The sequence below is a fragment of the Emticicia oligotrophica DSM 17448 genome (genome assembly GCF_000263195.1).
Taxonomy (GTDB): Bacteria; Bacteroidota; Bacteroidia; order Cytophagales; family Spirosomataceae; genus Emticicia; species Emticicia oligotrophica.
Genome location: NC_018748.1, coordinates 2,873,262 through 2,894,630, shown reverse-complemented (window position 1 = coordinate 2,894,630; position 21,369 = coordinate 2,873,262). Strand labels below are relative to the sequence as shown.

Here is a 21,369-nt window from a genome sequence, read left to right as displayed (position 1 = left end):
ATGGCGATGGGTTTACAAACTCATCACAATAAGTAAAATTGGGTTAATTAAATTACATTGATACTTTTTTCGGTTTTAGCAATCATCTGCCCAAAAGATTCAGCTAATATGCCATTTTCCTCTAAAATTCTTTCTAATTCTTCTTTACCAGAAGGTTCAACAGCAATTAAAAGACCTCCGCTAGTTTGAGGGTCCGCCAATAATATTTTTTGGGTATCGCTCATTACCGATACTTTTTCTTTGTAGCTATCCCAATTGGTATTGCATCCTTTCGGTGCACAAAACGGATACAAATAATCTGTCACTCCCGCAATTTTTGGCACCCTGTCATAACTAATTTCTGCACTCAGATGGCTGCCTTCGCACATTTCAAGTAAATGCCCAAGTAAACCAAAACCTGTTACATCGGTCATGGCTTTTACCGAAGAGAGTTTTCCTAAAGAAGCTCCTACTTTGTTTAGTGTAGTCATTTGCTCAACGGCAGCTTGTAAATTTTCTGGATTCGAAATACCCATTTTTTGTGCGGTAGTTAATAAACCTACTCCTAAAGGCTTGGTCAGATATAATAAACAACCTTCTGTGGCAGTAGAATTTTGTTTCAGATGTTCGATTTTCACTCTACCCGTAACCGCCAAACCAAAAAATGGCTCAGGACTATCAATGCTATGCCCACCCGCCAGCGGAATATTTGCTGCCGTACAGGTGGCACGGCTTCCATCGAGCACTTTTTGAGCTATCTCAGGTGGAATTGTGTCAACTGGCCAACCCAAAATAGCAATTGCCATTAGCGGCTCTCCGCCCATGGCATACACATCACTTAGAGCATTCGTAGAAGCAACTCGACCAAAATCAAAGGCATCATCAACGATTGGCATAAAGAAATCGGTGGTACTGATAAGTGCATCTCCATTACCCATATCAAAAACCGCTGCATCATCTTTGTCTTTATTCCCTACCAATAAGTTTGGGTAAGTATTTTGTGGTGAAATTGTATGGAGAATTTGGTCAAGAACCTTCGGAGAAATCTTGCATCCACAACCTGAGCCGTGGCTATATTGAGTAAGTTTTATTTCAGTCATGGTAGGAGTGGTAATTTTGTAAACCGCCGTAAAAATACATAATATTGTAAAATGGTTTTTATAAAACTAGTTTTTATAATACAATTCGAGAAAGTACATAAACAAAACTGCTTGTTTCGGAATTGAACTAAACAAAATATGACCCTTTTTCTAATACCTACCATACTCGCCCCTGATACCCAAGAAACAGTACTTCCAACTCAAATAAAAGCGGTCGTGAGCGAATTGAATGTGTTTTTTGTGGAAGAACTCCGCACTGCCCGAAGATTTATTAGTAGCCTTAAGCTCAACAAAGTAATTGATGAGATTACATTTTATGAATTGAATAAAGATACACCACCCGAACAAACCCTTGCACAACTCAAAAAGCTCAAAACAGATGCAGGTATCATCAGCGAAGCGGGTTGTCCTGGCATTGCAGACCCTGGCTCGGTTGCGGTTGGCTACGCTCATCAACTTGGCCATAAAGTAGTGCCATTGGTAGGTCCAAGTTCTATTTTAATGGCTTTGATGGCTTCTGGATTTAATGGACAAAGTTTTACTTTCAATGGTTATTTACCGATTGATAAACAACAAAGAATAAAATCAATTCGTGAATTAGAACAACTGGCCAAGAAAAAAAAGCAAACACAGATTTTTATGGAAACACCTTTCCGCAATAACCAATTATTGGAAGATGTTTTACAAAATCTCAATCCAGAAACTTTGCTCTGCATTGCATGTAATGTGACTGCTCCAGAAGAATTTATTAAAACATTAAGGGTGAAAGATTGGCGAAAATCTAAGCCAGATTTACACAAAAAGCCTACTATTTTTTTACTTTTGTAATGAATATGACTGTTTAAGATAGAAAAATCAATTATATAATAATTTGTGGGCTGTTGTCCATTGACTGTTGACTTACCCAAAATGATAAACATACACTCTTTTACCTTCTCGCCGATAGCTGAAAACACCTATATCTTATGGGACGAAACTCATGAGGCTATCATCATAGATGCTGGTTGTTTAGCTCAATATGAAAAAGAAGAATTGGTCGATTTTATAGCCGATAATCGTCTTGTAGTAAAGCAATTAGTTCAAACACACTGCCATCTCGACCATGTTTTTGGGGCAGCCTACGTAAAGCGTAAGTTTGGGGTAAAAATGGCTATTCATAAAAATGAAGTGCCAATTTTAGCTGATGTAGAAAATCGCTGTCGAATGTGGGGAATCAAGGGCTACGAACCCGTAGAAGCTGATGTATTTATTGATGAAAACGATAAAATATTCTTTGGAAACTCAGAGCTTGAAATAAGATTCGTGCCCGGACATGCTCCCGGACATTTAGCTTTTGTAAATCATACCCAAAAGTTTGTCATAGGAGGAGATGTACTTTTTAAAGGTAGCGTTGGGCGAACTGATTTTCCGTTTTGTAGCCATGAAGCGTTAATTAAAAGCATAGAAACTCAATTTCTAACGCTTGATGATGACTTTACGGTTTATGCTGGCCACGGCGACCCCACGACTATCGGCTATGAACGCAAAACCAATCCTTTTTTGTAGAACACTTTTCAGAATTGTTCGCTCAAATAATATTTTAATACAATCTGACAAGTTAGAAACTTGTCCTACAAGTTTATGAAATTATTTACTATTCCGAATATCATGACCCTCTGTAATTTACTCTGTGGTTGTGTAGGTATTGTTTTTGTTTTTGAAGGGAACCTGCTTTGGGCTTCTTATTTAATCTTTATCGCAGGAATCCTTGATTTTTTAGATGGATTTGTGGCTCGTTTGCTCAAACAACATTCCGAGATAGGCAAGCAACTTGATTCCTTGGCCGATATGGTTACTTTTGGCGTATTACCATCGTTTATTGTAGCTAAGCTAATTCAACTTTCAACGCAAGAAAATACAATTTTATCAGATTTGGTTCCGTCCAATCTTTTATCACAAACTCATTTACCAACTTTAGCTTATAGTGCTTTTATTTTAGCCTTATTTTCTTGCCTACGTTTGGCCAAATTCAATATTGACACTCGTCAGTCTGATTCATTCATTGGTGTTCCTACTCCCGCCAATGCGTTTGTAGTAGCGGCTTTTCCGTTAATTATAAAATTTAATTCTGAATACGCATTCTTAATTCTTAATTCTACATTCTTAATAGCGTACACGCTCATTATGAGTTACTTACTAATTTCGGAGATACCACTATTTGCATTAAAATTTAAGAGTTTTTCGTGGGCTTCGAATCAAATCAAATACATTTTTCTAATACTTTCTGTAATTTTACTTCTAAGCTTAAAGTTTCTTGCAATACCGTTAATCATATTTTTGTATATCATTTTATCAGTTATCAATAATTTACTCCCGAAAAACTCATAAACTGTTATTTATCATTGGTTGAAATTATTTTCAGACCTTAAAACTAAAAACAATGCAAAATCCATTCGAAGAAAATACGGGCTCAGTACGCCCAACATTACTCACCATTTTGTGTGTACTAACTCTCATCTGGAATGCCTATAAATTTTATGGAGCAATTCCGAATACTTTCACACCTGAAAAAGTAATGGAAAGTAAAGAACAAGCCAATGAAATGATGATGGATATGTTCTCAAAATATATGTCTGAAAAAGACATCGAAAAAGTGGAAGAATCTCAAGCAGAAACAGAGAAGATGTTTCAAAGAGATAACCTAGTATTAGCGGGTGGAGTTAACTTAATTTCAAGTTTATTAATCATGCTCGGTGCAATTTGGATGTGGGGGCTCCGCAAAAAAGGTTTTTGGGTTTACATTGCAGGTAATGTGGTTGGAATCCTTGCTCCAATCGTCATTTTTGGAGGAAGCATCGGCTGGAGTATTGGTATTATGTCGTTGATTGCCTCAGCTATTTTTACGGGTCTTTACGCCATTAACCTTAAATATTTAGTCTAAAATATTTGTTAAGACATTGTTAATGTTTCTTAAAACCTGCCCCAAAATGGACAGGTTTTTCTATTTTTAGCTATTAGAATAGCTCAGAAAAGTAGTTCGCCAGCATTTTATGAAAAAAATAATACTTACTGTCATTATTTTACTCCATTGTTGTGGACTAAGCGGCCTTTTATTCGCACAAGGCGATTTCACTCGGATTTATCATCCAATTATTAATTCTGCTGAATTGGCCATTGTTGACACAAATTACTACGAAGCACTCGATTATTATAAAGCAGCCTTCGATAATGTAAAAAAACCTTTTGCTAAAGATTATTACAATGCAGCCATTTGTGCCGCCATGGTTGGTAAAATCTCAACTATGTTTGATTATTTGGAGAAAATCGTAGAAAAAGGCTATCCTTCTGATAGTTTACGCAAAGATATTTTCTTCCATTTCGTGGCTGATACATGCAAAAGGTGGGAAAAATTTGAAAACCAAATAAGGTTCATCAAGCCCAACATTAATCAAGAATTAAGAGATAGTCTGACAAAATTATACGCATTAGGTTCCAGAAATATTCGAGTTCCTCTGACAGCCGATTTAAGAGAGTATTTCGTAAAAAATCAAGCATCACAGCCAACTTTTACAATCAAACAGAATGGTAAAGACACCACAATCAACATCAGGCGAGTAGGTTTTATAGATAGCCTTTATTTTTTCAATAGTTTGCCCGAAAAACTAAGGCTTCAACAAGACAGTTTAAGAAAAATTCAAAACGAATTATTTGCAAAAAATCAACATGTTGTCTATAATACAATCACGAAAATCATTGAAGATAATGGATTTCCTGACGAAAATTTAATTGGTCTTTCGGGTAGAGATTCTCGCAACGTTTCAAGAGATAGAGCTTCCTTTTTCTTTGCAGAACAGAATTTTAATAATTCACTACTCAATAATAGTATTGTGCTCGACCTATTTTCAAGTTCTTTTCCAGCCCAAGAAAGTGATATTAGTTCACTGATAAACCAAGCTGTCAGAGATGGTAAGTTATTACCACACCATATTAATAGAATTTATGCCAGCAGAGGAAATTTTCGTAGCAGAGAAGATATCAATACTTCAAAAAATACCTCACTCAATGTTTTTTCATTTGGGAAAGTAAAAGTTTTTCGCTTCCAATTAGACCCTCATTCAAAATGTAATACTCCTGAAATTGACAAAAAACTCTCAAAAAGTTACTGGCAAAAAGAGTCATTAGGGGAATATAGCGAAGCAGAAATCAATGAAAAACGCCTTGATATTGGCTTAGAAACTTTGGCAGATGCCTATAAAAAAGCATTTTTTAAGGCATATCCACGTGTATTTATTATTAATGGAGGAAGTTATCAAACCGAGCTTTCTTATGTGTCAAGTTGTGAGGTTTTAGAGAAAATGTTGAAAGAACATCCATTTATTAAGTAGGAAGATTATTTTTGGGGTTTCAACTTTGCTACCTTCGACTTCGCTACCTTCGACTTCGCTCAGGTACCGGAGCTGTGTGAGATAAAGTTGAAAATATAACTTTATCAAGAAACTTCAAAACAATTCGTAGCCGCCCAAATAATATTTTGTCAAAAATTCTTCTTATCGTAATAATCGGTTAATTTTGTAACATATTTCTTCATCACAAGCAGGGCAGGTTTCTGTCAAATCCATAATACGGCGTACTTGCGAAAGTACTGAATTAAACATTGAACACAAGTTCAATAACCAAAGACAAGCATATTGATAACTGTTTACTGATAACTGATAATTGACAATGTCTTCTGTACAAACTTCTATCGTTCGTGACACACAAATCTTTGATTTAATCACGAAAGAAAACAATCGCCAATTGCACGGCATCGAATTAATTGCATCTGAAAACTTCGTTTCGCCACAGGTGATGGAAGCGGCAGGTAGTGTTTTGACAAATAAATACGCTGAAGGTCTTCCTGGAAAACGCTATTATGGTGGTTGTGAGGTTGTTGACCAAGTAGAACAAATCGCTATCGACCGTCTTAAACAATTATTCAATCTTTCATGGGCCAATGTTCAGCCACACTCTGGTGCACAGGCAAACATGGCGGTTTTCTTGGCATGTTTGCAGCCAGGTGATAAAATCTTAGGTTTCAACCTTTCGCACGGTGGACACCTTTCGCATGGTTCTCCTGTTAATATTTCGGGCAAATATTTCCAACCTTTCTTCTACGGCGTAGAACAAGAAACAGGTTTAATCGATTGGAATAAAGTAGAAGAAACCGCTCAACGCGAGCGTCCGAAATTAATTATCTGTGGAGCTTCAGCTTATTCTCGTGACTGGGATTATGCACGTCTTCGTCAGATTGCAGATTCGGTTGGTGCACTTTTATTAGCCGATATTTCTCACCCAGCAGGTTTGGTGGCTAAAGGTTTATTAAACGACCCATTTGACCACTGTCATATCGTAACAACTACTACGCACAAAACTCTTCGCGGAACACGTGGTGGTGTGATTATGCTTCGCAATGACTTCCCGAATCCATTCGGAATCACTACTCCAAAAGGTGAAATCAGAATGATGTCATCATTACTTGATTCTGGTGTTTTCCCAGGCACTCAGGGTGGTCCATTAGAGCACATCATTGCTGCTAAAGCAATCGCTTTTGGAGAGGCATTGACTGATAATTTCTACAATTATCAAGTACAAGTTCAGAAAAATGCTAAAGTAATGGCTCAAGAGTTTATTAACCGTGGCTATAAAGTTATTTCTGGTGGTACAGATAATCACTTGATGTTGATTGATTTACGTCCGAAAAACTTAACTGGTAAAATTGCTGAAAATTCGCTTATCCAAGCAGATATTACGGTAAACAAAAACATGGTTCCATTTGATGATAAAACAGCCATGACTACTTCAGGTATGCGTGTGGGTACTGCCGCCATGACTACTCGTGGCTTGGTTGAAACTGATATGGTAAAAATCGTTGATTTGATTGATGAAGTGTTGATGAATCATGATAACGCAACAAAGATTGCGAATGTTAGAGGCGAAATCAATAAATGGATGAAAGATTATCCATTGTTTCAATATTAATCTGTAGTACAGGTTTGAAACCTGTCAAAGGGTGTGATATGGTTTGAAGCTATATCACACTTTTTTATGTAAAAAATCGACAGCTTACAAATCTGTCCTACAATAAGAAAGGCTTGAGTCAACGACCCAAGCCTTTTTCTAAACCCTAACTAAACCGTATATAAATTCATTTTTAATTTCTTAAGCTACTAAGCAATACTCAAAGTCTTGCTTTACCGCAATTCGCTCTGCTTGAATTTCTTTGGTTGTATTTACTTTGCATACATTAGTTCCGAAAAGAGTCTTTGTAAAAAAATCTACCACAAAATTAGTAAACATCTCTACCAACGATTCCTGTACATTTGTATCTTCTTTTACCATTGATAATTCACCAAAATTTACTTTTAATGAATTTTCAATTTCGCTTACAATATTCTTTTGCTGAATGTTCTTACTCAAAGTTCGTTGTTGTTTATAGGTATTATGCGGGAAACCCATAGCCATTGAACCGAAGCTGAAAGTAGAGAGTGCAAGAAGTAATAATAGCTTTTTCATAATGTCGTTTTTTTGTGTGTCAGAACCATCTATTTGATTGACAATACAAAGATATGTGTTTTATTTAGTATTATGCAATACATAGTACCTTTTATTTTACAAATTTCAGTATAAACGGTTGAAACTTATGATAAATGGTAACCTGAATGGATTACTTATATAAGATGCAAAAGTGTGATACAAAGTTGCACATTTACTAAGATATTTTTTTTGAATTAACATTCTTTAACAAATATCTACATTTGTATATATCTAACGATTCCACTATTCATAATACTGCCATTTGAAACCCCTATTTTTCAAATATTCTTTAATCTATTTCATAAAATATTTCGCTCAAATCTATCTTTAAATTTGTTTCCTTATATTTACGGTTCATTCACCCTATCGTTTTATTTCAAAACTATGATAAGAAAAACTTTCGGAGCATTACTAATGATTATGCTCTCCTGCAAATCTTTTGCACAATCAACCAACACACTTTGGTATAAACAACCCGCCCAGTATTTTGAAGAAACACTTGTTTTAGGAAATGGAAAACTTGGGGCAACGGTATTTGGCGGAGTAGAATCTGATAAAATTTATTTAAACGATGCTACCCTTTGGTCAGGCGAACCAGTAAATGCCAATATGAATCCTGAGGCGTATAAGCATCTTCCAGCCATTCGCGAAGCCCTTCGCAACGAAAACTATAAACTCGCCGACCAACTCAATAAAAAGCTTCAAGGAAAATTTTCGGAATCTTATGCTCCACTTGGTACGATGTATCTCACCAATGATAAGGCTACGAATTATACTAACTACTACCGTGAATTAGATATATCAAAAGCAATTTCTAAAGTTACTTACGAAGTCGATGGCGTAAAATATACGCGAGAATACTTTGTTTCGTATCCTGACCAAATTATGGTCATTAAGCTTACAAGTAGTAAAAAGGGGGCTTTATCTTTCGATGTAAAATTTAATAGTTTATTGAAATACAAAACAATTGTTAATGATAAAACCCTGAAAATCAATGGCTACGCCCCTATTCATGCAGAACCAAACTATCGTCGTAGCGACAATCCTGTGATTTTCGATGAAAATAAGGGTATAAGATTTACTACTTTAGCCAAAATTAAAAATACAGATGGTGCAATCGTAAGTACCGATACCACTTTGGGTATCAAAAATGCCTCTGAAGCCATTGTATATGTTTCTATTGCTACAAGTTTCAATGGTTTTGATAAAAATCCTGCTACACAGGGACTTAATAATCAGGCAATTGCCGCTACAAGTTTGGCTAAAGCTTATGCTAAAACATACGAACAGATTCGCCAATCGCACCTACTTGATTACCAAAAGTTTTTCAATCGAGTTTCATTAGATTTAGGAAAAACCACCGCTCCAAATCTTCCAACCGATGACCGCCTCAGACGTTATGCCAAAGGTGAAGAAGATAAAAATTTAGAGGTTTTATATTTTCAATATGGACGATATCTACTCATAAGTAGTTCTCGCACGATGGGTGTACCAGCTAATTTACAGGGTATATGGAATCCTTATATACGTCCACCTTGGAGCAGCAATTACACAACCAATATCAATGCGGAAGAAAATTATTGGTTAGCCGAAAATACCAATTTAAGTGAAATGCATGCTCCACTTCTAGGCTTCATCAAAAATGTTGCTAAAACTGGTGCCATCACAGCCAAAACATTCTACGGAGCCAATGGTTGGGTGGTTGCTCATAATTCCGATATATGGGCAATGAGTAATCCAGTAGGGGCTTTTGGCGAAGGCGACCCAGGTTGGGCAAACTGGAATATGGGAGGTACATGGCTTAGTACGCACCTTTGGGAGCATTATATTTTTACAAAAGACCAGAATTTCTTGAAAAACGAGGCTTATCCACTCATGCGTGGAGCGGCACAATTTTGTTTGGAATGGATGGTTGAAGATAAAAATGGTAAGTTAATCACCTCGCCATCAACATCACCTGAGAATATTTATATTGCACCCGATGGCTATAAAGGAGCAACTATGTATGGTGGAAGTGCCGACTTAGCTATGATTCGAGAATGTTTTATTCAAACTATCAAAGCATCAAAAATATTAAACACTGATGCTAATTTTAGAACTAAACTCGAAACAGCCTTGGCAAAACTTTACCCTTATCAAATTGGAAAGAAAGGAAATTTACAAGAATGGTATTATGATTGGGAAGATGCCGAACCGAAACATCGCCACCAATCGCATTTATTTGGTCTTTTTCCGGGTAATCACATTACTCCAAACCAAACACCTGATTTGGCCAATGCCTGTCGTCGTACGCTCGAAATTAAAGGAGATGAAACTACTGGTTGGAGTAAAGGCTGGAGAATAAATCTTTGGGCAAGATTATGGGATGGCAATCATGCTTACAAAATGATTCGTGAATTATTGAATTACGTTGAGCCCGATGGCGTGAAAACAAATTATGCTCGTGGTGGCGGTACTTACCCGAATCTATTCGATGCTCACCCACCCTTCCAAATTGATGGAAATTTTGGTGGAGCTGCCGCATTTGCTGAAATGTTGGTGCAATCAGATGAACAGGAAATCCGCTTACTACCCGCCCTACCCGACGCTTGGTCAAGTGGTTCGGTAAAAGGCATCTGTGCACGCGGAGGTTTTGAGCTTTCGTTGGAATGGGATAATAAGTTGTTAAAAAAGGTAACCATTTCATCTAAAAAAGGGGGTAATACAAAACTCATTTCAGGCGAAAAAACAAAGAATATTTCTCTTAAAGCAGGCGAAAAACTGACTATAAATTGGTAGGTCTCTATAAGTTTGGTGAGTAACAAAACTCACCAAACTTATTTTCTAATAATATTTTTCTTCTTTCGAAAATTTCACTCTACAAAAACCATTTCAGAAATTTTCTTTCGGGAACGTTCCCGACAACGTTTGCGTAAAATAAGCACTAAATTTTATTGGTTTACTACAAAAATCGGGCTAATTTTAAAGGCATTAGACCTTAAATTTCTCAACCCGATTAATCATGAATCCATCAAAAATTGTAGGATTACTTCTACTTTTTATCAATCATCTTACTTTCGCACAAAAAGACGTTTACTTGTTTTCTTACTTCACCGATAATGGTCAAGATGGTTTGCACTTTGCTTATAGTAAAGATGGACAAAACTGGACAAGTCTCAAGGAGGGAAAATCTTTCTTAACTCCAGCAGTAGGCAAAGATAAACTCATGCGAGACCCCTGCATTATTCAAGCTAACGATGGTACTTTTCACATGGTTTGGACAAGTGGTTGGCATGACCAAATTATAGGCTATGCTTCTTCGAAAGATTTAATCAATTGGTCAGAACAAAAGGCTATTCCAGTTATGGAACACGAGCCTACTGCCAAAAACTCTTGGGCTCCAGAAGTTTTCTATGATGATAAAAAGAAAAATTACCTTATATTTTGGGCAACAACGATTCCGGGCCGACACGGAGATATAGCCGATTCTGAAAGAGAAAAAGGTTGGAACCATCGAATTTATGCTACCGAAACGATTGATTTTAAGACTTTCAGTCCTACCAAACTTTATTTTAATCCAGATTTTAGTGCGATTGATGCCACCATTCTGAAAGATGGAAAGAGCTACTTTATGTTTATTAAGAACGAAAATCCAAATCCACCACAAAAGAATATCCGCATCATTAAATCTGATAAACCAAGTGTATTTGATGTCAATAAGGTTTCTGACCCTATTACTGGAAATTATTGGGCAGAAGGGCCAACCTCTATTCGCATTGGCGAATATGTGTATGTTTATTTTGATAAATACCGAGACCATAAATATGGAGCCATCCGCTCAAAAGATATGAAAAACTGGGAGGATATTTCTGAGCAAGTAAGTTTTCCGAAAGGCTTACGCCACGGAACAGTTTTAAAGGTTTCAGAGGAGGTTTTTGAGGGCTTAAAGAAATAATTTTTTTAGAACGCCAAGAGCTTTTTTGGAGAACTATACTTTCAAGAAGTAACCATATTAAAAAAACAATATTTTTTCACGTGTAAGTACAGGAAAGAAACATTAACAAGTGAGGCTAATTTTGAGGATAGAATATCCTATCAAAACCATGACAAATTATTTATTTAAAACATTGACGCTACTATGCTTTTCACTACCAATTTTTGCCCAAAAAATTGATAGAAAAGCTGTGGTTGAGCGACACATTGTTAAGATTAATAAAATTGACACACTTGCCTCATTATCAATCGGAAATGGAAAGTTTGCCTTTACTGTTGATGCCACTGGTCTACAAACTTTCCCTGATTATTATGCCAATGGCGTGCCGCTCGGAACGCAGTCAGAATGGGGATGGCATAGTTTTCCGAATACTGGTAATTATAAAATAGAAGAAACCTTTAAAGACCTCGAATCCCACGGCCGTAAAGTACTGTATGCAGCTCAGTGGAACGAACCCAAACGTAAAAAAGAAGCTTCTGATTTTATTCGTCAAAACCCACATCGTTTACAATTGGGAAACGTCGGTTTGGAGTTATATAAAAAAGACAATTCTTTGGCGAGTCCTTCCGATATTCAAAACATAAATCAAACATTAAACCCTTACACGGGCGAGATAAAAAGCCACTTTACTTTCGAAGGTACAAGCGTAGATGTGTTGACCTATTGCGATGCAAAAAATGATATAATTACAGCTAAAATACAGTCGAGTTTGCTCAAAACTGGTCAGATTAAGATTCGTTTACGCCTAGCCTATCCAACGGATAAATTTATTGATGCGGGTAATAATTGGGTAAATGCTGACAAACATTTATCAAAAATCATTGCTTCTTCGAATACTCGTGCAAGTATCAATCATACTTTAGATAAAGACCAATATTTTGTTCACTTGGCTTGGACAAACGCAGGCAAAATAAGCGAAAGCCAAGCTCATTATTTTTTACTCGAACCTTCTAAAAACTCAGAAAATCTCGGTTTTACTTGTGAGTTTTCGGAGAAAAAAACACCTATCTCAAGTAGTTTTGGGAATGTGATGAACAGTAGTGTTTTAGGTTGGAAACAATTTTGGCAGTCGGGTGGAGCAATTGATTTAGCTGGTAGCACCGACCCACGAGCCAATGAACTCGAACGTCAAATTATCCTTTCTGAATATCTTACAAAATTACAATGTGCGGGTTCGGTACCACCACAAGAAACTGGACTTACGTACAACTCTTGGTTTGGTAAACCTCACCTCGAAATGCACTGGTGGCACGGTGTTCATTTTGCACTATGGGGAAGAGTTGATTTACTCGAAAAAAGCCTTGCTTGGTATAATAAAGCCTTACCAACTGCTCGAATAATCGCTAAAAGACAAGGTTTTGAAGGGGCAAGATGGCCAAAAATGACTGATAATAATGGCGGAGAAACATCTTCGTCGGTAGGTTCATACCTTATTTGGCAGCAACCACATATCATTACTTTCGTAGAATTAGTTTATCGACAAAAACCAAACAAGCAGACCTTAGAAAAATACAAACAATTAGTTTTTGAAACAGCCGATTTTATGACATCGTTTGCTGATTTCGATAAACAAAAAGGAAAATATATTTTAGGAAAAGGGATTATTTCAGCCCAAGAACGCTTTAAACCTGAAGATACTTTCAATCCAACTTATGAGCTGAATTATTGGTATCAAACTTTGACTATTGCTCAAATTTGGCGTAAACGTCTCGGCATGAAGCCCAATGAAAAGTGGCAACATGTTATCGACAATTTTTCGCCATTGCCACAAAAAAATGGTGTTTATCTAGCCACCGAAAATGCCCAAGATTCATATACCAATCCGAAGTATTTGACCGACCACCCAGCGGTGCTTTGTACACTCGGAATGTTGCCCGAAACACCTATGCTTGACAAAGCTACCATGAAACGAACTTTCGAGAAAGTTTGGGAGCTTTGGGACTGGCAAGACACATGGGGCTGGGATTTTCCAATGGTTTCAATGACAGCCACTCGCTTAGATATGCCCCAAAAGGCGATTGATGGCTTAATGATGCCAATTAGAACAAATACTTACTTAGCCAATGGTCATAATTTTCAAGATGGCCGTTTGAGACTTTATTTACCAGGGAATGGAGGTTTACTTACTGCTGTTGCGTTGATGTGTGCTGGCTATGATGGCTGCCAAACGCAAACCCCAGGTTTCCCGAAAGATGGTACTTGGAAAGTCAAATGGGAAGGTATGCAGAAGTTTTTTTAAGGTAAAAAATGATCTGATGTGATAATTTCATTACCGTCAGCTAAAGCAGACGGATAATAAATAGAAACAAATGGGTCGCTTCGGCGTTCCGATATAGCTAAAAAGTAAGTCTGTTTCATTTCAATACTAACCGCCAACTTAAGCAGACGGCAATTAAATAAAAATAAATTTCAAATTCATTCATTAAAAATATGCACCGCTTAGGATTTAAAATGAAACTTCATGCTGGACAAGCAGAAGAATACAAACGACGCCATGATGAATTATGGCCAGAACTCGGTCAGGTATTGAAAGATGCCACCGTAAGCGACTATTCGATTTTTTTAGATGAAGAAACTAATATTTTGTTTGGCACACTAAAGGTTGAAGATTTAGAAAAATTCAATCAAATTCCTCATAACCCCGTCACGAAGCGTTGGTGGGCATACATGGCCGACATTATGGATACTAACCCCGACAATTCCCCTATCAGTATTGATCTAAAAGATGTTTTTTATTTAGCTTAATTAATACCCTAATGTTTAAATTACTTCAAAAATCGCTCATTATAGCGGCATATTTTTTATCGAATTTGGTTTTTGCACAAGTTCAAGCACCTGCTTCTACCTTACATTCAGAGGCTCTGCATACAGCCAAACCTGATTATCCAACCCCTTATGGAAGTCCAAAAGTAGAAGATGTTACCCAAGTATTAAATCGTATTCACACGTATTTAGAGGCGGCTACACCAACGAAGGTAATTAATAAAGTAACCAAGGAAGAAATCAAGGATTATACTAAGATTGACACAAACGCAACCGTTTATCGTGGAGATTTTAGTCTGACAAGCTACGAATGGGGTGTAACTTATGCGGCGATGTTAGCAGCAAGTAAGGCCACTGGCGACCCTCGTTTTGCACAATATACAACGCAACGCCTCAATTTCTTGGCTGAACTTACACCAATTATCATAGCTAAATTTCCTGTTAGTTCAGGTATGCCACTTCGCCAAATCATTGCCCCTCATGCCTTAGATGATTGCGGAGCTATGTCGGTTTCAATGATAAAAGCCATGCGTGATGGTTTGGTGAAAGAGAATATTCGTCCATTGATTGATAATTATCTCAACTATATTTTCACAAAGGAATATCGTTTGGCTGATGGAACATTGGCACGTAATCGTCCTCTAAAAAATACGCTTTGGCTCGATGATATGTTTATGGGCGTACCAGCCTTAGCACAAATGGGAAAACTTACGGGTAATACCAAATATTATGATGATGCCGTAAAACAAATTCAACTTTTTTCTAAGCGAATGTTCAATAAAGATTTAGGCATCTTTATGCACGGTTGGGTAGAAAGCATGGAAACTCATCCCGAATTTCACTGGGGAAGAGCTAATGGTTGGGCAATCTTGACAATGGTTGAAGTATTAGATATTCTCCCGAAAGATTATAAAGGTCGTGCAGAAATTTTAGCTTTATACAAAGCTCATGCAAAGGGCTTGGCATCTTACCAAACAGGTACAGGTTTTTGGCATCAATTATTAGATAAAAATGACTCCTATTTAGAAACCTCAGCAACTGCCATCTATACCTATTGTATTGCGAAAGGAATTAACGAAGGTTGGCTCGATGCTGCAACTTATGGCCCAATGGCACTATTGGGCTGGAATGCGGTAGCAACCAAAGTTACCGAAAAAGGACAAGTAGAAGGGGTATGTGTAGGTACAGGTATGAGCTTCGAACCAGCATTTTATTACTATCGCCCTGTCAACGTGTATGCAGCACATGGCTATGGCCCAGCAATTTTTGCGGGTGCAGAAATCATTAATCTTATAAAAAAATACAAGTTTGCATTGAATGATAGTGCGATAATGTTGACCAAATAATTTTTCTTTCGACTTATATAAAATAGCTAAAACTGTCATTTGGGGTTATTGAGCATAGCCGAAACGCCCGAAATTGAGGCTCCGACAACGCTCAGCCACCAATTTTTTAAGATTTTGTGTAAGTTATATCTCTATTCAACAAAGAATTCAAAATTTCAATCAAATATGAACACTAAAAAGCTATTTTTCTATTTATTACTTGCTCTTAACTTGCCTTTGGGAGTTTGGGGGCAAACATACTCCGTCTGGATGGCAGAATCATTTATGAGTCGCCATAAAGATTCGATTGCGGTAAAAGAAGGGAAACCCGCAGGTTGGGACTATGAGCAAGGTTTAATGCTAAAAGCTCTCGAAAAAGTGTGGTATCGCACGGGAGATGGCAAATATTTTGAGTATATCCGCCATGATTTAGACCGTTACATACAAAAAGATGGAAGTATTCGCACCTACAAATACGATGAATTCAATCTTGATAACATTCCAACTGGACGTGCGTTATTAATGCTTGCCCAACAATCTCAACCCGATAAAGAAAAGTATCAGAAAGCAGCTGATTTACTTTGGAAACAAATTGAAAATCAACCCAAAACCAATGATGGTGGATATTGGCACAAAAAGCGTTACCCATTCCAAATGTGGCTCGATGGCCTTTTTATGTGCGAACCTTTTGCCGCTGAATACAGCAAGATTTTTAATAAACCTGAGCATTTCAATGATATTGCTAAGCAATTTGCCTTGATTGAAAAATACGCCGTTGATGCCAAAACTGGCTTGGTGTATCATGGATACGACGAAAGTAAAGAACAGAAATGGGCTGATAAAAAAACGGGTTTATCTCCACACTTCTGGAGCAGAGCCATTGGTTGGTACGCCATGGCTTTAGTTGATGTGCTTGATTATTTCCCTGAAAATCACCCTGAAAGAGCTAATTTGATTAAATATCTTCAACGACTTGCTCCTGCTTTGATTAAATACCAAGACCCTAAGTCGGGCGTTTGGTATCAGATGATAGCTCTTGGCACTCGCAAAGGCAATTATTTAGAAGCATCAGGCTCAGCCATGTTTGTTTATACCCTCGCCAAAGGTGTGCGTAAAGGATATTTGCCAGCTACCTATTTAGCCGCAGCTAAAAAAGGCTACGCAGGAATGTTGAAAGAGTTTGTAGAAAAAGAAGCTGATGGCACTATTAGTTTAAACAAAACCGTAAGTGTTGGCGGCTTAGGCGGCACTCCTTACCGTGATGGTAGCTACGAATATTATCTAAGTGAGCCTATCCGCAAGAATGACTTAAAGGGTCTTGGGCCATTTATTTTTGCAAGTGTAGAAATGGAAATTGCGGCAGAAAATTCACTCGGTAAAGGCAAGACCGTAGCAGTTGATAATTACTTCAATAATGAGTTCAGAAAAGATTTGAATGGGAATCAAGAATCTTTCCACTATACTTGGGATGACCGTATGCACTCAGGTTTTTGGGTTTGGGGACAAATCTTCCAAGAGTTAGGAGCAAAACTTAAAACGATTTCGGCCGCACCGACGGCGGCGAATTTGAAAGATGTAAATGTTTACATCATCGTTGACCCCGACACTAAAAAAGAGACAGCAAAACCGAATTTTGTTCAAAAATCAGATATTAAAGTTATTTCTGACTGGGTGAAAACAGGTGGAACACTCATCATGATGGCCAATGATACAGCTAACTGTGAAATACCTCACTTTAATGAACTTGCAAAAGCCTTTGGCGTTGAGTTTACGAACAAAAGCAGAAACATGGTGCAAGGCACCAAATGGGAACAAGGCCGTGTAGATATTCCTGCGGGAAATCCTGTTTTCAAAAATACTAAATTAGTTTATATCAAAGAATTAGTAACACTCAATGTACACGCTCCTGCCAAAACAATTGTAAGCGAAGGTGGCGATAATATCATTGCAACGGCCAAAGTTGGTAAAGGCAGTGTATTTATCGTTGGAGACCCTTGGTTATACAATGAATATACTGACGGACGTCGAATTCCAATCATTTACGAAAACTTTAGTGCCGCCAAAGATTTAGCCAAATGGGCTTTGGGAGTAAAATAGTTATTCTAAAAGATTGAACACTTCACTCAGATTTGACAACTTTTATCCGTGAACGGTTGATAGAGTTGTCAAATTTTTGTTTCTGCAAAAGGGTATGAAAAGTATAAAATGATGATAAAATCACATTTACTAAATACCTTTATCAAAATAGTATTAAAAAAAGAAATATTATGGCAGAATAAATAAAATAAACTCAATAGTTTTGCTAAATCAAACAACGTATAGTCAAAAAAAAGAATGAAGAAGTTTTTAGACGAGGATTTTCTACTACAAACAAAGACAGCACGCACACTCTACCACGAGTATGCTAAAGATATGCCTATCATTGATTACCATAATCACTTACCACCTGACCAAATTTTGGGTGATAAAGTTTTTGGTAATATTACTCAGGTTTGGCTCTACGGCGACCATTACAAATGGAGAGCGATGCGTACCAATGGAATCAACGAAAGATTCTGCACTGGAGACGCGACTGACTACGAAAAATTCGAAAAATGGGCAGAAACTGTACCTTATACACTCCGAAATCCATTATACCATTGGACACACTTAGAGCTTCAACGATATTTCGGTATTCAGGATGTATTAAGTCCTGCTACAGCCAAACAAATTTATGATGACTGTACGGCTAAAATTCAATCGCCTGAATATTCGGTAAGAAACCTTTTAGGTAAAATGAATGTGGAAGTGGTTTGTACCACTGATGACCCACTCGATACACTCGAATTCCATCAAGCTTATCATAAAGATACTTCAGCAAAAATCAAAATGTTGCCAGCGTTTCGTCCAGATAAGTTTATATTAATAGAAAACCCTAATTTCTCAACTTTCGTACAAAAATTAGGTACTATCGTGAATATGGAAATCAACTCTTACGAAGCTTTATTGAAAGCCCTTCGTACACGTGCTGATTTCTTTGCGAGCAACGGTTGTCAACTCTGTGACCACGGTTTAGAGCAAATTTACGCAGCAGACTTTACACCCGAACAAGCTGATTCAGCTTTCAAAAAAGCAATTTCAGGCAAAGGCGTAAGTGCAGAAGAAGCCATCATATTCAAATCGGCCATCTTGCATGCTTTGGGTGTAATGTACCACGAATTGGGTTGGACACAACAATTTCACTTGGGAGCATTACGCAACAATAATACTCGTGCATTGAGAATTTTAGGTCCAGATACTGGTTGGGACTCAATCGGAGATTATTCTCAAGCCGTTTCGCTTTCGAAGTTCTTAGGTCGCTTAGATGAATATAATCAACTAGCCAAAACAATCATTTATAACTTAAATCCTGCCGATAATGAAGTAATTGCCACTATGATTGGTAACTTTAATGATGGTTCTATTGCAGGAAAAGTTCAATTTGGCTCGGGTTGGTGGTTCCTTGACCAAAAAGATGGCATGGAAAAACAAATCAATGCTCTTTCGAATATGGGTCTTTTGAGTCGATTTATTGGTATGTTAACCGACTCAAGAAGTTTCTTATCATTCCCTCGCCATGAGTATTTCCGTAGAATTTTATGTAATATCCTTGGAAATGACATCGAAAACGGCGAAATTCCAAACGATATTAAATGGACAGGCCAAATAGTTCAGAATATTTGCTATAACAACGCAAAAGATTATTTTGGATTCTAAAAATTAGCTGTTGGAATGAGTTCATTAAATATCAAGCTAAAAGCTATTTCCAATGGCTAACAGCTAAAATATTCAACCCTAAAACAAATCATGGAAAAAATCGGTAAGTATCGCTGGACCATCTGTGCTCTGGTGTTTTTTGCAACAACAGTCAATTACCTTGATAGACAGGTGATTAGCTTATTAAAATCAGTTCTTACAACAGAACTTAAATGGGACGACGGTGATTACGCTAACATCGAAATTGCTTTCAAATTATTTTATTCATTCGGGATGCTCATAGCAGGTGGTGTAGTTGATAAACTCGGCACCAAAAAAGGTTATGCTTGGGCTACTGGTTTGTGGAGTTTGGCGGCTATTGGTCATGCATTTGCTAATTCTGCTTTCGGATTTATGATTGCTCGTGCATTTTTAGGAGTTACTGAAGCTGGAAACTTCCCTGCGGCTATTAAAACAACTGCTGAGTGGTTTCCAAGAAAAGAAAGAGCTTTGGCAACGGGTATCTTCAACTCTGGTACAAATATCGGTGCTATTATTGCTCCTCTATCCGTTCCAGTTATTGCCGTGGTTTGGGGTTGGCAGTGGGCATTTATTCTAACTGGTCTTATCGGCTTTATTTGGTTAGTTTTATGGCAATTATATTATACTACACCTCAAGATTCAAAGAAATTAAGCAAAACCGAATACGATTATATTCACTCTGACAAAGATGACGAACAACCAGCACCAAATGAAGAGAAAGTGCCTTGGATAAAACTTTTGGGTTTCCGCCAAACATGGGCTTTTGCATTAGGTAAATTCCTTAGTGACCCAATTTGGTGGTTTTATCTATTCTGGTTACCAGATTTTCTTCAAAGTCAATACAAACTTTCGCTCATCGAAATTTCTATTCCTGTTGCGGTAGTTTATATAATCTCTACAGTTGGCAGTATCGGTGGTGGATATTTACCAATGGCACTTATCAACCGTGGTATGCCTGTTTTTAAAGCTCGTAAAACGTCGATGTTTATTTTTGCTTTATTTGTAATTCCAGTAATTTTTTCACAAATGGCAGGGCAAGTTAATATGTGGTTGGCTGTCCTCGTAATCGGAATCGCGGCCTCTGCTCACCAAGCATGGAGTGCAAACATCTTTACCACAGTATCTGATATGTTCCCGAAAAAAGCTACAGCTTCGGTAGTTGGTATTGGTGGCATGGCTGGGGGTTTAGGTGGAATTTTACTAAGTTGGGCTGTTCAGAAAAATATGTTTGTGTATTACAGAAGCATCAACCAAATCGAAACAGCCTATTACATCATGTTTGCGATTTGTGCAGGAGCTTACCTTTTGGCTTGGCTTATTATGCACTTATTAGTGCCAAAAATGAGTAAAGTAAATCTTTGATATGTATTGTATTCTATCAAACTATTCATAATCGAATGAAAAAAATATTAATTATAGCTTTTTCGCTCATTTTCGGACAAGCTGCTTTGGCTCAAAATACCAAAGCTGATGTGGAAGCTCTCGAACGCAAGCGTTTTGCAGCACAAGTATCGAAAGATTTTGATTTTCTTGAAAAAGTCTTTGCCGATGACTTGGTTTACACACATTCAAGCGGTAAACAAGATAGCAAACAATCATACATTCAATCTATCAAAGATGGGAAAAGCGTTTATGATAAAATTGATGTAGAAGAAATTATGGTTCGTGATTATGGCAAAACGGCCGTAGTTAACGGAAGGGTTACTATCACTCAAGGAACTGCCAGTGGTAAACCAAGCATTTTACCACTAAGATACACTGTTGTATATACAAAAAATGGCAAAAAAGGTTGGCAATTAAATACTTGGCAATCATTGAAACTCGCTAATTAAATGTAGCACAAGTCTCCAGACTTGTCCATAAAATGAAGTTGCCTGTAAAACCACAGGCAACTTTTTTATTATATTTGTAAAAACAGCAC

General features: G+C 37.3%; 17 protein-coding genes. 15 read left to right on the top strand and 2 right to left on the bottom strand.

The window, feature by feature from the left end; translation table 11 throughout:
• Window positions 1–47: 47 nt before the first annotated feature.
• On the bottom strand, window positions 48–1,079 hold the full coding sequence (gene selD, locus EMTOL_RS11930) for a selenide, water dikinase SelD (RefSeq protein WP_015029544.1): 1,032 nt from the start codon (window positions 1,077–1,079) through the stop codon (window positions 48–50).
• Window positions 1,080–1,217: 138 nt separating this feature from the next.
• Here selD and EMTOL_RS11925 point away from each other — a divergent pair, with 138 nt between their 5' ends.
• The 6 genes from EMTOL_RS11925 to glyA all read left to right on the top strand — a co-directional run bounded on the left by EMTOL_RS11925 (window position 1,218) and on the right by glyA (window position 7,076).
• Window positions 1,218–1,907, top strand: coding sequence for an SAM-dependent methyltransferase (locus EMTOL_RS11925; protein WP_015029543.1), 690 nt, complete (start codon window positions 1,218–1,220; stop codon window positions 1,905–1,907).
• An 81-nt stretch (window positions 1,908–1,988) separates the two neighbouring features.
• A complete protein-coding gene (locus tag EMTOL_RS11920; protein WP_041693543.1) occupies window positions 1,989–2,624 on the top strand; it encodes an MBL fold metallo-hydrolase in 636 nt (211 codons plus the stop codon).
• 75 nt (window positions 2,625–2,699) lie between these two features.
• Entirely contained in the window at window positions 2,700–3,446 is a 747-nt protein-coding gene (locus EMTOL_RS11915; protein WP_015029541.1) for a CDP-alcohol phosphatidyltransferase family protein, read from the top strand.
• A gap of 52 nt (window positions 3,447–3,498) precedes the next feature.
• On the top strand, window positions 3,499–3,999 hold the full coding sequence (locus EMTOL_RS21820) for a hypothetical protein (protein WP_015029540.1): 501 nt from the start codon (window positions 3,499–3,501) through the stop codon (window positions 3,997–3,999).
• Window positions 4,000–4,108: 109 nt separating this feature from the next.
• Window positions 4,109–5,443: a hypothetical protein gene (locus EMTOL_RS11905; protein WP_015029539.1), complete on the top strand. Its 1,335-nt coding sequence runs from the start codon at window positions 4,109–4,111 to the stop codon at window positions 5,441–5,443.
• Window positions 5,444–5,780: 337 nt separating this feature from the next.
• Complete coding sequence (gene glyA, locus EMTOL_RS11900; RefSeq protein WP_015029538.1) at window positions 5,781–7,076, top strand: serine hydroxymethyltransferase; 1,296 nt, start codon at window positions 5,781–5,783, stop codon at window positions 7,074–7,076.
• 180 nt (window positions 7,077–7,256) lie between these two features.
• On the opposite strand, the gene EMTOL_RS11895 is transcribed toward glyA, so the two are convergent.
• A complete protein-coding gene (locus EMTOL_RS11895; RefSeq protein WP_041693542.1) occupies window positions 7,257–7,610 on the bottom strand; it encodes a hypothetical protein in 354 nt (117 codons plus the stop codon).
• A 405-nt stretch (window positions 7,611–8,015) separates the two neighbouring features.
• On the opposite strand from EMTOL_RS11895, the gene EMTOL_RS11890 reads away from it, so the two are divergent.
• The 9 genes from EMTOL_RS11890 (at window position 8,016) to EMTOL_RS11850 (ending at window position 21,280) form a co-directional block, all read left to right on the top strand.
• Entirely contained in the window at window positions 8,016–10,409 is a 2,394-nt protein-coding gene (locus EMTOL_RS11890; RefSeq protein WP_041693541.1) for a glycoside hydrolase family 95 protein, read from the top strand.
• Between the two features lie 223 nt (window positions 10,410–10,632).
• A complete protein-coding gene (locus tag EMTOL_RS11885; protein WP_015029535.1) occupies window positions 10,633–11,565 on the top strand; it encodes a glycoside hydrolase family 43 protein in 933 nt (310 codons plus the stop codon).
• Between the two features lie 148 nt (window positions 11,566–11,713).
• Complete coding sequence (locus EMTOL_RS11880; RefSeq protein ID WP_041693539.1) at window positions 11,714–13,843, top strand: hypothetical protein; 2,130 nt, start codon at window positions 11,714–11,716, stop codon at window positions 13,841–13,843.
• 191 nt (window positions 13,844–14,034) lie between these two features.
• Window positions 14,035–14,349: an L-rhamnose mutarotase gene (gene rhaM / locus EMTOL_RS11875; protein WP_015029533.1), complete on the top strand. Its 315-nt coding sequence runs from the start codon at window positions 14,035–14,037 to the stop codon at window positions 14,347–14,349.
• 11 nt (window positions 14,350–14,360) lie between these two features.
• Window positions 14,361–15,713 carry a glycoside hydrolase family 88/105 protein gene (locus EMTOL_RS11870; RefSeq protein ID WP_015029532.1) on the top strand — a complete coding sequence of 451 codons (1,353 nt, stop codon included), beginning with the start codon at window positions 14,361–14,363 and terminating at the stop codon, window positions 15,711–15,713.
• Window positions 15,714–15,878: 165 nt separating this feature from the next.
• On the top strand, window positions 15,879–17,789 hold the full coding sequence (locus tag EMTOL_RS11865) for a glycoside hydrolase family 88 protein (RefSeq protein WP_041694095.1): 1,911 nt from the start codon (window positions 15,879–15,881) through the stop codon (window positions 17,787–17,789).
• A 237-nt stretch (window positions 17,790–18,026) separates the two neighbouring features.
• Window positions 18,027–19,427: a glucuronate isomerase gene (gene uxaC, locus EMTOL_RS11860; protein ID WP_015029530.1), complete on the top strand. Its 1,401-nt coding sequence runs from the start codon at window positions 18,027–18,029 to the stop codon at window positions 19,425–19,427.
• Between the two features lie 90 nt (window positions 19,428–19,517).
• Window positions 19,518–20,810, top strand: coding sequence for an MFS transporter (locus EMTOL_RS11855; protein WP_015029529.1), 1,293 nt, complete (start codon window positions 19,518–19,520; stop codon window positions 20,808–20,810).
• Window positions 20,811–20,845: 35 nt separating this feature from the next.
• Complete coding sequence (locus EMTOL_RS11850; protein ID WP_015029528.1) at window positions 20,846–21,280, top strand: nuclear transport factor 2 family protein; 435 nt, start codon at window positions 20,846–20,848, stop codon at window positions 21,278–21,280.
• Window positions 21,281–21,369: the final 89 nt, after the last annotated feature.